Annotated in this window: 13 protein-coding genes; 11 read left to right on the forward strand and 2 right to left on the reverse strand. The window is 76.0% G+C overall.

Annotated features, from left to right (window positions below):
• The first annotated feature begins 36 nt into the window (after positions 1-36).
• From Sfr03f_RS03865 to Sfr03f_RS03880, 4 genes are all read left to right on the forward strand, one after another.
• Positions 37-543: an SRPBCC family protein gene (locus Sfr03f_RS03865; RefSeq protein WP_108952260.1), complete on the forward strand. Its 507-nt coding sequence runs from the start codon at positions 37-39 to the stop codon at positions 541-543.
• Positions 544-555: 12 nt separating this feature from the next.
• Positions 556-2,205 (forward strand): phytoene desaturase family protein, encoded by a 1,650-nt coding sequence (locus Sfr03f_RS03870; RefSeq protein ID WP_108952261.1) that lies wholly within the window; start codon positions 556-558, stop codon positions 2,203-2,205.
• 100 nt (positions 2,206-2,305) lie between these two features.
• Positions 2,306-3,304 (forward strand): dihydroxyacetone kinase subunit DhaK, encoded by a 999-nt coding sequence (locus tag Sfr03f_RS03875; protein ID WP_108952262.1) that lies wholly within the window; start codon positions 2,306-2,308, stop codon positions 3,302-3,304.
• 26 nt (positions 3,305-3,330) lie between these two features.
• Positions 3,331-4,020 (forward strand): DAK2 domain-containing protein, encoded by a 690-nt coding sequence (locus Sfr03f_RS03880; protein WP_108952263.1) that lies wholly within the window; start codon positions 3,331-3,333, stop codon positions 4,018-4,020.
• 50 nt (positions 4,021-4,070) lie between these two features.
• Here Sfr03f_RS03880 and Sfr03f_RS30490 read toward each other — a convergent pair whose 3' ends face one another.
• A complete protein-coding gene (locus Sfr03f_RS30490) occupies positions 4,071-4,226 on the reverse strand; it encodes a DUF6131 family protein (RefSeq protein WP_170145029.1) in 156 nt (51 codons plus the stop codon).
• A 331-nt stretch (positions 4,227-4,557) separates the two neighbouring features.
• Here Sfr03f_RS30490 and Sfr03f_RS03885 point away from each other — a divergent pair, with 331 nt between their 5' ends.
• Positions 4,558-5,616, forward strand: a complete 1,059-nt coding sequence (locus Sfr03f_RS03885; protein WP_108952264.1) for a LacI family DNA-binding transcriptional regulator — start codon at positions 4,558-4,560, stop codon at positions 5,614-5,616.
• A gap of 18 nt (positions 5,617-5,634) precedes the next feature.
• On the opposite strand, the gene Sfr03f_RS03890 is transcribed toward Sfr03f_RS03885, so the two are convergent.
• A complete protein-coding gene (locus tag Sfr03f_RS03890) occupies positions 5,635-7,023 on the reverse strand; it encodes a cryptochrome/photolyase family protein (RefSeq protein WP_108952265.1) in 1,389 nt (462 codons plus the stop codon).
• Between the two features lie 364 nt (positions 7,024-7,387).
• Between Sfr03f_RS03890 and Sfr03f_RS03895 the strand changes: the two genes are divergently transcribed.
• The 6 genes from Sfr03f_RS03895 to Sfr03f_RS03920 all read left to right on the forward strand — a co-directional run bounded on the left by Sfr03f_RS03895 (position 7,388) and on the right by Sfr03f_RS03920 (position 13,531).
• Positions 7,388-8,518 (forward strand): winged helix DNA-binding domain-containing protein, encoded by a 1,131-nt coding sequence (locus tag Sfr03f_RS03895; protein WP_108952266.1) that lies wholly within the window; start codon positions 7,388-7,390, stop codon positions 8,516-8,518.
• A gap of 112 nt (positions 8,519-8,630) precedes the next feature.
• Positions 8,631-9,323: a response regulator gene (locus Sfr03f_RS03900; protein ID WP_108952267.1), complete on the forward strand. Its 693-nt coding sequence runs from the start codon at positions 8,631-8,633 to the stop codon at positions 9,321-9,323.
• A gap of 149 nt (positions 9,324-9,472) precedes the next feature.
• On the forward strand, positions 9,473-10,408 hold the full coding sequence (locus Sfr03f_RS03905) for a universal stress protein (RefSeq protein WP_108952268.1): 936 nt from the start codon (positions 9,473-9,475) through the stop codon (positions 10,406-10,408).
• 310 nt (positions 10,409-10,718) lie between these two features.
• Positions 10,719-11,624, forward strand: a complete 906-nt coding sequence (locus Sfr03f_RS03910) for a universal stress protein (protein WP_108952269.1) — start codon at positions 10,719-10,721, stop codon at positions 11,622-11,624.
• A gap of 140 nt (positions 11,625-11,764) precedes the next feature.
• Positions 11,765-12,646, forward strand: coding sequence for a universal stress protein (locus Sfr03f_RS03915; RefSeq protein ID WP_170145030.1), 882 nt, complete (start codon positions 11,765-11,767; stop codon positions 12,644-12,646).
• Positions 12,647-12,796: 150 nt separating this feature from the next.
• On the forward strand, positions 12,797-13,531 hold the full coding sequence (locus Sfr03f_RS03920; RefSeq protein WP_108952270.1) for a CBS domain-containing protein: 735 nt from the start codon (positions 12,797-12,799) through the stop codon (positions 13,529-13,531).
• Positions 13,532-13,538 lie beyond the last annotated feature (7 nt).

Raw genomic sequence — 13,538 nt, forward strand, 5'->3', positions numbered from 1 at the left:
AAGGGGCCGACCGGGACGCGGACGCGGGGAGACGGCATGGCCAAACGGCACCGGTTGATCAAGGTGACGCCCGAGGCGGTCTGGGAGATCCTCGCGGACGGCGAGCGCTACGCGGACTGGGTGGTCGGCACCGCACGCTCCGAGCCCGTGCGCGGCAACTGGCCCGAGGTGGGCGCGGCGATCGCCTACGAGGTCCGCCTCGGCCCCCTGAAACTGCACAACGAGACCGTGGTGCGTCGCTGCGTCCCCGGCCGCGAACTGGAGCTCGAGGCCAAGGCGGGCCCCCTCGGCACCGCCAGGATCGCGCTGGAGCTCCGCTCCTGGGGCGACGACACCCTGATCATCGTCGACGAGCACCCGCTGCGCGGCGCCGGCGGGATGATCCACAACGTGGGCGTGGAGGCGCTGATCCAGCTGCGGCACCGCGAGATGCTGCGGCGGCTGGAGGAGGTCTGCGAGGAGGCACGCCGCCCGGCCGGGGCCGAGGCCGACGGACGGGGCGGACCGGCGGGCGGCGGCAGCCCCGCGCCCGCCGGAGCCTGAGGAGGGCTGGAGATGCCCGATGCCGTGGTCATCGGCGCCGGCCCCAACGGGCTGGTCGCCGCCAACCTGCTGGCCGACGCCGGCTGGAGCGTCGTCGTCCTGGAGGAACAGCCCGAACCCGGCGGGGCGGTGCGGCACGACCGGGGCGTCGACCCCGACTTCGTGCACGACCTGTTCAGCGCGTTCTACCCGCTGGCCGCCGCCTCGCCGGTCGTGGAGGGCCTGCGGCTCGAGCGGTACGGGCTGCGCTGGCGGCAGGCTCCCCGGGTCGTCGCGCACCCGCTGACCGACGGACGGTGCGCCGTCCTCGGCCGCACCCTCGGCCAGACGGTCACCTCGCTGGAGGGCTTCGCGGAGGGCGACGGCGAGTCCTGGCGCGAACTGCACCGGATCTGGGACCGGCTGCGCCCCGACCTGCTCGACGCGCTGTTCACCCCCTTTCCGCCGGTCAAGGCGGGTGCGCGGCTCGCCGTGAAACTGCGCGGCACCGGCGGCCTGCGGCTGGCCCGCAGCCTGGTGCTGCCGGTACGGAGGCTGGGGGAGGAGGAGTTCCGCGAGGCGGGCGGCCGGCTGCTGCTGGCCGGCAACGCGCTGCACGCCGACCTCCCGCCCGAGGCGGCGGGCAGCGGCGGTTACGGCTGGCTGATGGCCATGCTCGGCCAGACCTACGGCTTCCCCGTGCCCGAGGGCGGCTCCGGGCAGCTGATCGCCGCGCTGGTGCGGCGGCTGGAGGAACGCGGCGGCACCGTGCGGTGCGGACAGCGCGTCGCGGAGGTGGTGGTCCGGCAGGGCACGGCCGTCGCGGTGCGCACGGCCGCCGGCGACACCGTCGACGCCCGGCGGGCGGTGCTCGCCGACGTCTCCGTGCCGGCCCTCTACGGCGAACTCGTCGCCCCCGAGCACCTGCCCGACCAGCTCCTGGACGACCTCAAGCGCTTCCAGTGGGACTTCGGCACCGTCAAGGTCGACTGGGCCCTCGACGGCCCCGTCCCCTGGACGTCACCCGAGGCCGGGCAGGCCGGCACGGTGCACCTCGCGGACGGGGTCGACGAGCTCACCCGCTTCGCCGCGCAGCTCGCCATGGGCCGGATCCCCGACCGCCCGTTCTGCATCTTCGGCCAGATGACCACCGCCGACCCCACCCGCTCCCCGGCCGGCACCGAATCGGCGTGGGCGTACACCCACGTGCCGCACAGCGTCCGGGGCGACGCCGGGGACGAGGGCATCACCGGCGTGTGGGACGACGACGAGGCCCGGCGCATGGCGGACCGGATGGAACGCCAGGTGGAACGCTTCGCGCCCGGCTTCCGCGACCGGATCCGGGCCCGCCGCGTCCTCTCCCCGCCGACCCTGCAGGCGATGGACGCCAACCTGCGCCACGGCGCCATCAACGGCGGCACCACCGCCATGCACCAGCAGTTGTTCTTCCGCCCCGTCCCCGGCACCGGCCGCCCGGAGACGGCGGTGCGACGCCTCTACCTGGCGTCCGCCGGAGCCCATCCCGGCGGTGGCGTGCACGGCGCGCCCGGGGCCAACGCCGCCTGCGCCGCGCTGCACGGGCGCCTGCCCGGCGGCCTCGGCGGAGGCATGGCCCGCGCCCAGCGCCTGCTGACCCGGCGGGACCGCAAGGGGGAGCCGAGGCCGGTGCCGGACGAGTGGTGAAGCCGCCCGCCCGGCATGGGGGAGGCCGTGTCCGGGCAGGCTCGCCGTCAGGGCCTGTCCGGTGGATCACGCGGGCGGACCGCGAGGAGGGAGACCCCTGATGGCCGCGTACTTCGGCAACGCAGCCGAGGACCTGGTGCCCGACGGCCTGGCCGGCTTCGCCCGCGCCCACGCGTCGCTGCTGACCCACGACACGGAACACGGCTACCTGCTGGCCCGGGACACCGCGCCCGGCCGCCGCGTCGGGCTGCTCTCCGGCGGCGGCTCGGGACACGAACCCCTGCACGCCGGATTCGTCGGACGCGGCATGCTCGACGCGGCCGTCCCCGGCCGGATCTTCGCCTCCCCGCACAACCGCTCCCTCTACGAGGCGTCCGTGGCGGCCGCCCGCGAGGACGGCGTGCTCCACATCGTCAAGAACTACACCGGCGACCGGATCAACTTCGGCATCGCCGCCGAGCGCCTGGCACACCGCGGCATCCCCTGCGCGCGGGTGCTGGTCGACGACGACCTCGCCTCCGACTCCGAGGACATCCGCGCCGGACGGCGCGGCACCGGCGGCACCGTGCTGGTCGAGAAGATCCTCGGCGCGGCGGCCGACAGCGGCCTCGGGCTCGACGAACTCGCCCGGCTCGGCCACGACCTCGTCGCCCGGTGCCGCACCCTCGCGGTCGCCTCACGGGCCCACACCGCACCCGGCACCGACCGACCGGCCTTCGAACTGGACCCCGGGCAGCTGGAGTTCGGCGTCGGCATCCACGGCGAGCGGGCCGACCGGGCCCGCGTCCACGGCCCGTCGCGCGAACTGGTCGCCGAGATGACCGGGGCGCTGCTCGAGGCGCTCGCCCCGGCCCCGGGCGACCCGGTGATCGCCCTGGTCAACGGCCTGGGCTCGGTCACGCCGCTGGAGCTGTACGGCGTCTTCGGGGAGCTGGGCAGGCAGCTGGACGACCGGGGAACGGTGCTCTCGCGCTCCCTGGTCGGCGACTACGTGACGGCGCTGGACATGCGGGGGTTCTCGATCACGCTGATGGTGGCCGACCCCCTGGTGCTCGAGCGGTACGACGCGCCCGTGCGGACCGCCGCGCTGAACTGGTGACCCGTGACCGTCCCCGGAGGCACACCATGACCACGCACACCGTCCCCTTCGACGGCGCCTTCACCGACGCGTGGATGCGCCGCTTCGCCCGGTCCGCGCAGGCCGCCGAGCCCGAACTGACCGCCCTGGACCAGCAGACCGGTGACGGGGACTTCGGCGCCAACCTCACCGCGGGCACCCGGGCCGTGCTCCTGCGGCTCGACGCCCTCGACACCGGCGCCGCCGGTCTGCCGGCCGCGGCGCCGCTGGACGCCGCGGCCACCGCCTTCCTCGACGAGGTCGGCGGCACCAGCGGCCCCCTGTTCGGCCTGCTCCTGCAGGCCCTCGCCAGGGCGGCGGCCGCCGAGGCCCCCCTGCTGACGACGCCCGCCCTGGCCGAGGGCATCGCCGAGGGCCTCGCCGCGATCCGCCGGGTCGGCGAGGCGGAACCGGGCGACAAGACGCTGGTCGACGCGCTCCATCCGGCCGCCGGAGCGCTGGCCGCAGCCGACGACGCGACCCCGCCGGACGCGGCCCTGCGGCACGCCGCCGAGGCCGCCTGGCAGGGCGTACGGGACACCGCCGGGCTCCGGGCCCGGCTGGGCCGCGCCGCCTACCTGCGGGAACGCGCCACCGACGTGCCCGACCCGGGCGCCGTCGGCGTCGCGCTGTTCCTCACCTCCGCGGGCGGCACGGTCACCGCGCTGACGCCGTACCTGTCACCGGCGGTGAGCTGAACGCCCGCTCGGGCGTGGTGGCGGACGTTGCCGACGCGGTGCGACGCGGGTCAGAAGTAGTGCTTGCGTCCGCCCACCGCGTGACCCAGCGCGCCCGCGATCCACAGCGCCGCACCGATCACCACGAGGATGATGCCGATCGTCCACAGGACCGAGATGCCGGCGATGGCGCCGATGATCAGCAGGATGATTCCGAGGAGGATCATGACCGCCTCCAGTGGGGAAGTAGTGCCGATTCCAGTGTGCTCCCACGGCGAGGCGAACGCAGGCGCAGCGGACCGGTGATGCGGTGTGTCACCGGGCGGGCGCGGAACGCTCCGGTGACGGTGACGGTGACGGTGACGGTGACGGCGCCGCGCCGGGTGGCGGCCGGCCCCGGCCGCGGCGCACGAGTCGGACAGGTGACAGGCCTGTTGACGTCGGATGACAGGCGTCACGGTCCGGTCCCGAGTGGTCCGGAGCAGCGGAGACGGCGGTTAGTGTGATCGTTGCCGGCCGAAGCTTCGGGCGGCGCGGTTCGTGTGAGGGAGTGGTGAGGTGACGACCGACCGGAGCGCCGCGGGGCGGCCCACGCTGGAAGCCGTCGCCCGCAGGGCGGGGGTCTCGCGGTCCACCGTCTCCCGGGTGATCAACGGACAGCCGGCGGTGAGCCCGGACGCCGTGCGGCGGGTGCGCGAGGTGGTGAGCGAGCTCGGCTACGTGCCCAACCAGAACGCCCGCAGCCTGGTGACCCGGCGCAGCGACACCGTCGCCGTGGTGATCACCGAGCCGCAGCACCGGCTCTTCGTCGACCCCTACTTCTCGCTGCAGCAGCACGGCATCCGGCGGGAGCTCGTCGAGCGGGGCTCGTACCCGGTGCTGCTCTTCATCGAGGAGCCCGAGGACTACGCCCGGGTCGAGGACTTCCTCAGCCGCGGGTCCGTCGACGGGGCGCTGCTGCTCTCGCTGCGGGCCGACGACCCGCTGCCCGACATGACGGACCGGCTCGCGCTGCCCGCCGTGTGCGTCGGACGTCGGCCGCTGTCCGGGCAGGCGGAGCGGCCGGACCGCTACCTGTACGTCAACTCCGACAACCGCGGCGGCGCCCGCGAGGCGGTGCGGCACCTGGTGGGGCTCGGCCGCCGCGCCGTCGCGACGATCACCGGGGCGATGGAGCAGACCGCCGCGGTGGACCGGCTGCGCGGCTACCGCGACGTGCTGCCCGACGCGGCCCCGGAGATGGTCGTCGAGGGCGACTTCACCGAGGCGGGCGGCGCGGCCGCGATGCGCCGGCTGCTCGAGCGGAACCCGGAGGTGGACGCGGTGTTCGTCGCCTCCGACCTGATGGCGGCAGGCGCGCTGCGCGTGCTGCGGGAGCGCGGGCGGCGGGTGCCGGAGGACGTCGCGGTGGTCGGGTTCGACGACATCCCCGCGATCGCCGAGGCCACGGATCCGCCGCTGTCCACGGTGAACCAGGACGCGGAGGAACTGGGGCGGCTGATGGCCCGTACCCTCCTCGACCACATCGCGGACTGCGCCGCGGGGGAGGCCGTCGACCCGGCCCCCCTCGCCCCCGTCATCATGCCCACCCGCCTGGTCCTGCGCGCCTCCGCCTGACCCCCGGGCCCGGACCCCTCAGCCCTGCGGGCGGTCGTCCCGGCCCCTCGCGTGACGGAACCGCGCCAGCCCGTCCGCGAGGCCGACCAGCGGCGCGGGATACCCGAGAGCCGCCCGTTCCTCCTCCGGCAGCCGCCACGGCTCGTGCACGAACCGGTCCGGCACGTCCCGCAACTCCGGCACCCACCGCCGCACGTACGCACCGCGGGGGTCGAACCGCTTGCCCTGGACCACCGGGTTCAGCACCCGGTGCGGCCGGGTGTCCGTCCCCGTGCCGGCCACCCACTGCCAGTTCAGCTGGTTGTTGACGATGTCCCCGTCGACCAGCAGGTCCAGGAAGTGCCGCGCGCCGATCCGCCAGTCCACGTACAGCGTCTTGGTCAGGAAGCTGGCCGCCAGCAGCCGCCCCCGGTTGTGCATCCAGCCCTCGTGGGCCATCTGCCGCATCGCCGCGTCCACCATCGGATAGCCGGTGCGCCCCTCCCGCCACGCGGCGATCTCCTCGTGCGCCACCTCCTCCCCGCGCCAGTGGTCCTCCCGGGTGCGGTAGTCCCGCACGGACGCGTCGGGGCGGGCCGCCAGCACCTGGTGGTGGAAGTCCCGCCAACCCAGCTGCCGCACGAACGCCTCCGCCCCGGCGCCCCCGTGGTCACGCGCCCGCCGGACCAGCTCCACCGGGGACAGCGCGCCGAAGTGCAGGTACGGGGACAGCCGCGAGGTCGCGTCACCCGCCAGGTCGTCCTGCCCCTCGTCGTAGGCGTCGATCCCCGCCCGCAGCCAGTCGGCCAGCCGCTCGCGCCCCGCGCTCTCCCCGCCGGGGAGCAGCCCGGGCGAGACGCCCTCCCGCCCGTCGCGGGGCGGCAGCGCCTCTCCCCGGACCACGTCCGGCACCCGCACGGCACGCGGCGCCGGGATCGGGTCGCGCAGCCGCTCCTGGGACCAGCGGCGGAAGTAGGGGGAGAACACCGCGAAGTGGTCGGCCTTCGCCGGGGTGACCGCGCCGGGGGTCACGGCGGTGATCACCGCGTCGTGCGTCCGCACCTCCACACCCCGCCCGCGCAACGCCTCCCGCAGCCGTTCCTCCCGCCGGTGGGCGTACCCGGTGACACCCGCGGCCAGGTGCACCTCGCCGGCACCGCACTCCGCGGCGACCGCCGCGACCTCCCGTTCGACCGGTCCGGACCGCACCACCAGCCGCCCGCCGCGTCCGCGCAGGGACGCGTCGAGGTCGGCCAGGCACTGGGCGAGGAAGGCGGCGCGGTTGGGCACGTCGAACCCGAGGGCGTGCACCCCGGGATCGCGGACGAACAGCGGCACCACCTGGTCGGCCGCGGCGAGGGCGGCGGCCAGCGGGGGGTGGTCGTGCACCCGCAGGTCGGCGGTGAACAGGACGACCGCCACGGTCATGTCGTCGCTCCAGGTCCGGTGGGGCGGTGGGCGCGGGCGCGGCACCGCCGGACCCGTCCGGCCGAGCATCGCGCCGGACACCGGGGGATGCCGGACGCCACGCCGTACGACGCCGCCCCGGAACCGCGCGGCACCCCTGCGGACCGCTGCCCACCCCGAGGCGCATTGAGGCCGGGAACTGTCCTCAATCGCCCCTACCGTGGAGGCACGACGAACCCGGCGCCCGCCCGGCTCCTCGGCCCTCGCCCGTCTCCTCTCGCACGCCGCACCTCTTGCGTGCCGCACTCCCGCGCACCGCACCCCTCACTCCCGCACCCCTCACTCCGCACCCCTCACTCCGCACCCCGACAAGGACGGCACCCGAATGGCGCTCACCTCCACGCGACCGGCCACCCTGTCCCGGCGGGCGCTCAACCGGGCGTTCCTGGCCCGCCAGTTCCTCCTCGAGCGCGCCCCGGCGTCCGCGCACGCGGTGATCGAGCACCTGACCGGCATGCAGGCGCAGGACCCGCAGGCCCCCTACGTCGGCCTGTGGAGCAGGGTGCGCGACTTCGACGCCGAGGAGCTGTCCACGCTGCTGCTGGAGCGGTCCGCGGTCCGCCTCGCCCTGCTCCGCAGCACCGTCCACCTGGTCACCGCCGAGGACTGCCGCATGCTGCGCCCCACCCTGCGGTCCGGCCTCGAACGCGCCGTCGGGCCCCGCGTGTGGCGGCAGCTGGAAGGCGTCGACCCCGCCGAGCTGGAGGCCACCGGGCGCGCCTGGCTGGACGAGGAGCCGCGCAGTGCTGCCGAACTGGCGCGGCTGCTGGCCGAACGGTGGCCCGGCCGGGACGCCTCGTCGATGGTGCTCGCGCTGCGCGCCGCGGTGCCCCTGGTGCAGATCCCGCCGCGCGGCCTGTGGGGACGCTCGGGACAGCCGGTGTTCGCGACCGCCGAGACCTGGCTGGCGGGCCCCATGGCGCCGGCCGCCGACCCGGAACTGCTGGTGCGCCGCTACCTCGCCGCCTTCGGCCCGGCCTCGGTGGCGGACGTGCAGACCTGGTCCGGGCTGACCCGCCTGCGACCGGCCGTGGACGCCCTGCGGGACGAGCTCGTGGCCTTCACGGACGAGAACGGGACCGAACTCCTCGACCTCCCCGACGCCCCGCGCCCCGCCCCGGACACCCCCGCCCCGGTGCGCTTCCTCGCCGAGTACGACAACGCGGTCCTCTCGCACGCCGACCGGTCCCGGATCATCAGCCAGGGGAGCCGGCGGCGGATGATGACCCGCAACGCCGTCATCCCCGGCACCTTCCTGGTCGACGGCTTCGTGCGCGGCGTCTGGCGCAAGGAGAAGAAGGGCCGCGCCGCCGCCCGGCTGGTCGTCACCCCCTACGCCCCGCTGGGCGCGCCGGAGCGCGAGGAGGTGGAGCGGGAGGGCGCCGCCCTGCTCGCCTTCCTGGCCGCCGGCGCCGACGACCGCGAGGTGCTGGTCGAGCCGGCCGGCGACGCCTGACCGAAGGCCGGCCCGTCACCCGGGGGCTGGTCGCCGGGGAGCGGATCGGGGAGGATTCCGGTCGGCCGGTACCCTGGCCTGTCGGTTCGGCGCGAGCAACGAGGAGCAGCACATGGCGGACGGCGAGCGGCCCGGTCACGAGGAGCCGGTCCGGGTGTTCCTGCTGGACGACCACGAGGTGGTCCGCCGGGGAGTGCACGACCTGCTCGACGACGAACCGGACCTCACCGTGGTCGGGGAGGCCGGCACGGTCGAGCAGGCACTGATCCGCATACCCGCGCTGCGCCCGCAGGTCGCCGTGCTCGACGTGCGCCTCCCGGACGGTGACGGTGTGAGCGTGTGCCGCGAACTGCGGTCGCGCATGCCGGAGTTGGCGTGCCTGATGCTGACCTCCTTCGACGAGGAGGAGGCGCTGCTCGACTCGATCATGGCCGGCGCCTCCGGGTACGTGCTGAAGCAGATCCAGGGCTCCGACCTGGTGTCGGCGGTGCGCGCCGTGGCGCGGGGCGAGTCGCTGCTCGACCCGAGCGCCACGGCGAGGCTGATGGCCCGCCTGCGGGGCGGACCGGAGAAGGAGGAGCCGCAGGACGAGCTGACGGGGCTGACCGAGCGGGAGCGGGAGATCCTGGCCCTCATCGGCGAGGGCCTCACCAACCGGCAGATCGGCCTGCGGCTGTACCTCGCGGAGAAGACGGTGAAGAACCACATCTCCCGTCTGCTCGCCAAGCTCGGCGTCGAGCGGCGCATCCAGGCCGCCGTGATCGCCACCCAGGTGAAGGACCGCCTGCGGCAGCGGACCGACTGAGGGCTCCCGCCGGCGGACCCGGGCCCCGGCGGGGCCGGGACCCTCGGGCCCCCGGCCCAGGACCCTCGGCCACGGCGGTGGGACCAGTGGCCTCTGCCGGGGACGAAGCACGCGGCGAAGACTCGGGGGAGCCTGAAGGAGGTTCCCCCATGACCCGCACCATCACCGTCGGCCTGGACGGCTCGCCGGAGAGCCTGGCCGCCGCCGAATGGGCCGCCCACGAGGCCTTCCTGCGGGACCTGCCCCTGCGGCTGGTCAACGCCGCGGACTGGCAGCCGGCCGTCTACGTCTCCACGGCCCTCGGCGCTCCGCTGCCGCCGGGCGACCTGCGGCAGGACTGGTCCGCGCGGCTCCTCGACGAGGCGCGGGCCCGTCTCGCCCGCCGGCATCCCGAGTTGCGGGTCGAGTCCCAGGAGCTCACCGGGCAGCCCGTCACGGCGCTGCTGCGGGCCGCGGAGGAGTCCGAGCTCCTGGTGCTGGGTTCGCGGGGGCTCGGAAGGATCGCCGGGTTCCTGATCGGCTCCTTCTCCCAGGCGGTGCTGGCCCGCAGCGAGCGGCCGGTGGTCGTCGTGCGGCCCGGCGTGCACGGCGAGGATCCGGCGGAGCGGCCGGCGGAGCGACCGGGGGAGCGGTCGACGGGCGACGGAGCCGGTGCCGCGGCCGCCCGGGAGATCGTCCTGGGCCTCGACCTGGAGAAGCCCGGTGACGAGGTGATCGCCTACGCCTTCGCGGCCGCCGCCCGGAGCGGCGCGCCCCTGCGGGTCGTGCACGGCTGGACGGTTCCGCCCTACCTGTACGGCGGCGACCTCATGCCCGACGTGCGTGACGACCTGGCCGCGCGGGCGCCGCAGGAGCTGTCCGCCGTGCTGCGGCCCTGGCGGGAGAAGTTTCCCGACGTCGAGGTGAGGGCGCAGGCCGTGATCGGCGGAGCCGGATCGCACCTGATCGAGGCGTCGGGCGGGGCGGCCCTGGTCGTCGTCGGCCGCCGGATCCGCCGGTCGGCGGTCGGCACCCACATCGGCCCCGTCGTCCAGGCGCTGCTGCACCACGCCGCCGCCCCGGTGGCCGTGGTCCCGCACGAGTGACCGGCCGTCCCTCCCCGAATTCTCGCCCCGGTCCGGGCCGACCGGTCGGCACCGACCGATCCACCCGGACCCCGGTCCCGCACCGCCCCCCATCCGCACCGACCCCCGCGCCGCCCGGTCCCGCCGGGCGGCGCGTCGTGTCGCCCGGCGGGACCGGCCGCCGTTGCACCGTGCGCCGAACGTCCCTGCGGGGAGGGGACGTTCAGCACCGCACCATGGCCCCAGCGGCACCCGGTGCGCAGGGCGACGGCACAGGAGAGTGAGGGATGTCAGGGAACGCCCGGACACACACTCCCCGGAGGTGGCTGCCATGACCGGCACGATCATCGTTGGATTCGACGGCTCGGCCGAGAGCGGCGCCGCGGCCGACTGGGCCGCGCGCGAGGCGAGGCTGCGGGGCGCCGCCGTGAAGCTGGTCCACGTCTGGCAGCCGATGCCGGAACCGATGGGCGAAGGCCTGCTCACGACCGCCGGGACCCGCCGCCACTGGACCGAGCGCATACCGCGGGAGGCCGCCTCCCGGCTGAGGGAGCGCCATCCCGGCCTCGAGGTCGGCGTCGAGCACGTCGACGGCGCCTCCGCCCAGGGCCTCCTGGGCGCCGCCCGCGACGCGGAACTGCTGGTCCTCGGCTCCCGGGCGCTCAGCGGCGTCGGCGGCTTCCTCGTCGGCTCCGTCGGCCGGGCCGTGGTGTCCCGGGCCCAGGTCCCCGTCGTCCTGGTCCGCGCCGGCCAGGAGGCCGCCGACGAGCACGTCGAGGACGCCCAGGGCGCCCCGTCCGCCGCGACCCGCTTCCGGCCCGTCCTCCTCGGCCTCGACGCCGGCCACCCCGACGGCACGCTGATCGCGTTCGCCTTCGAGGAGGCGCTGCGGCGCGACGCCCCACTGGTCGTCAGCAGCAGCTGGTACCTGCCGCCCTACGCCGTGTACGACCTGACGGCCGACGGCGGCCCCGGTGACGGCCTCGCCCGGGAGGCGGCCGCCGCGCTCACCGAGGCGCTGCGTCCCTGGCGGGAGAAGTACCCGCGGACCGAGGTCGTCGAGGTCTGCCGCCCGGGCAGCCCCGCCGACCACCTGGTCACCGCCTCCCGCGAGGCCTCGCTGGTCGTCGTCGGCCGCCGGATCCGCCGCAACCCGCTCGGCACGCACATCGGCTCCGTCGCCCACGCGGTCATGCACCACGCCACCGCCCCCGTCGCGGTCGTCGCCCACGACTGACGCCGCGCCGGCCGGAAACGCCACGGGCCGGATCCGGGCCGTCCGCGGGACCCGGCCGCCCGCCGCGCCGACGCGGCCGCCGGCGAGATCCCGCGCGACGATGTCACGGCCCGCATCGTCTGCGACCTCACCCACGGAGGATGAGCACCGTGCCCCTGCCCCTGCCCCTGCCCCTGGTCGTCGGCGTCGACGGTTCCGAGCACAGTCTGAGGGCCGTCGACTGGGCGGCAGACGAGGCCGCCCTGCACGGCCTCCCGCTGCGGCTGGTCCACGCCTCCCTGTGGGAGCGGTACGAAGGTCCGGCACTCGCCGGCGAGATCGACGCGCCGGCCGGCGAGGTGAGCGGCGAGGACATCCTGCGCGCCGCCGCCCTGCGGGCCCGGCGCCGCCGCGCGGGCCTCGACGTCACCACCGACGTGGTGCCCGAGGAACCCGAGTACGTCCTGCTCCGCGAGGGACGCCGGTCCTCGGCCGTGGTCGTCGGCACACGGGGCCGCGGCGCCCTCGCCGGCGCCCTGCTCGGCTCGGTGAGTCTGACCGTCGCGACCCGCGCCCGCTGCCCGGTCGTCGTGGTCCCGGGCGACATCGAAGGCCGGGCACCCCGTCCCGGCCGGGAGCGGGTCGTCGTCGGCGTGGCCGCCGCGCCGACCGCCGCGCTGCGCCTCGCCTGCGAGGAGGCCGCACGGCGCCGGGTCCCGCTGACCGCCGTACGCGCCTGGCGCAGCCCCTCGCACGATCCGCTCGGCCACCGGCTGCCCTCCGGCGGCCCCGAGGAGCCGCACGCGGCACGCGCCGCGGCCGAACTGGAGGCCGCCCTCGCCGACGCCCCCGCGGACCTCGACCTGGAGCTGCGGACCGTCGAGGGCCCGCCCGGCCGGGTGCTGCTCGAGGCCTCGAAGGGGGCCGGACTGCTGGTGATCGGCCGCCGCGACCCGAAGCACCTCGGCCCCCGTCCCGGGCGCGTCGCGCACCGGGTCCTGCAGCACGGCGACTGCCCGGTCGTGGTCGTCCCCGACGCCTGACCCGCACACCACACGGCCGCCCCGCCCGGGCGACCGCCCACCACCGTCCCCGCCCTCCCGGCGGGGCGCCGAGTTCCACCGCCGACACGGCCGGCGCCGCTCCGGCGCCGGGATCCGTGCCCGCGCCGGCTGTACCGAGGAGGAAGCGCCATGAAGCAGACCAAGGTCGGTGCCGTGATGACCACCGACGTCGTCCGGGCCCGGCACGACACCCCGTTCAAGGAGGTGGCCCGGCTGCTCGCCGACCACCGGATCAGCGGGCTTCCCGTCGTGGACGACGAGGAACACGTCGTCGGCGTCGTCTCCGAGACGGACCTGATGGTCCACCAGGCACAGACTCCCGACGGCTGGGAACCGCCGGCCCGCACGTTCCGGCTCCCCTCGATGACGCCCGCCGCCCGCCGGTACGCGGCCAGGGCCCGGGCGCGCACCGCGGGCGGCCTGATGACCACCACGCCGGTCACCGTCCACGCCGAGGACAGCGTCGTCCAGGCCGCCCGCACCATGGTGCGGCGGCACGTGGACCGGCTGCCGGTGGTCGACGAGGAGGACCGGCTGGTCGGCATCGTCACCCGGCACGACCTGCTGCGGGTCTTCCTGCGCACGGACGAGGGCCTGCGCGAGGAGGTGGTCCGCGAGGTGCTGGGCCGCGGGCTGTGGCTGTCGCCGCAGAGCGTGGAGGTCCGCGTGGACCAGGGCGTCGTCACCCTGCGGGGCGTGCTGGACCGCCGCAGCGAGGCGGAGGCGGCCGTGTCGATGACCCGGAGGATCGACGGGGTCGTCGCCGTCGTCGACGAACTCGGCCACCGGACCGACGACACCCGGACCGAGCCCGAGCGGGCGACCGTGCACGGGGTCGCCGACGACTGGCTGCACAGGCTGTGACGCCCGC

Origin of the sequence: Streptomyces fragilis (assembly GCF_003112515.1) — a bacterium.
GTDB lineage: Bacteria > Actinomycetota > Actinomycetes > Streptomycetales > Streptomycetaceae > Streptomyces > Streptomyces fragilis.

Coding starts and splice junctions, on each gene's coding strand:
- Sfr03f_RS03865 (WP_108952260.1), top strand. CDS start 37: ATGGCCAAACGGCACCGGTTGATCAAGGTGACGCCCGAGGCGGTCTGG.
- Sfr03f_RS03870 (WP_108952261.1), top strand. CDS start 556: ATGCCCGATGCCGTGGTCATCGGCGCCGGCCCCAACGGGCTGGTCGCC.
- Sfr03f_RS03875 (WP_108952262.1), top strand. CDS start 2,306: ATGGCCGCGTACTTCGGCAACGCAGCCGAGGACCTGGTGCCCGACGGC.
- Sfr03f_RS03880 (WP_108952263.1), top strand. CDS start 3,331: ATGACCACGCACACCGTCCCCTTCGACGGCGCCTTCACCGACGCGTGG.
- Sfr03f_RS30490 (WP_170145029.1), bottom strand. CDS start 4,226: ATGATCCTCCTCGGAATCATCCTGCTGATCATCGGCGCCATCGCCGGC.
- Sfr03f_RS03890 (WP_108952265.1), bottom strand. CDS start 7,023: ATGACCGTGGCGGTCGTCCTGTTCACCGCCGACCTGCGGGTGCACGAC.
- Sfr03f_RS03895 (WP_108952266.1), top strand. CDS start 7,388: ATGGCGCTCACCTCCACGCGACCGGCCACCCTGTCCCGGCGGGCGCTC.
- Sfr03f_RS03900 (WP_108952267.1), top strand. CDS start 8,631: ATGGCGGACGGCGAGCGGCCCGGTCACGAGGAGCCGGTCCGGGTGTTC.
- Sfr03f_RS03905 (WP_108952268.1), top strand. CDS start 9,473: ATGACCCGCACCATCACCGTCGGCCTGGACGGCTCGCCGGAGAGCCTG.
- Sfr03f_RS03910 (WP_108952269.1), top strand. CDS start 10,719: ATGACCGGCACGATCATCGTTGGATTCGACGGCTCGGCCGAGAGCGGC.
- Sfr03f_RS03915 (WP_170145030.1), top strand. CDS start 11,765: ATGAGCACCGTGCCCCTGCCCCTGCCCCTGCCCCTGGTCGTCGGCGTC.
- Sfr03f_RS03920 (WP_108952270.1), top strand. CDS start 12,797: ATGAAGCAGACCAAGGTCGGTGCCGTGATGACCACCGACGTCGTCCGG.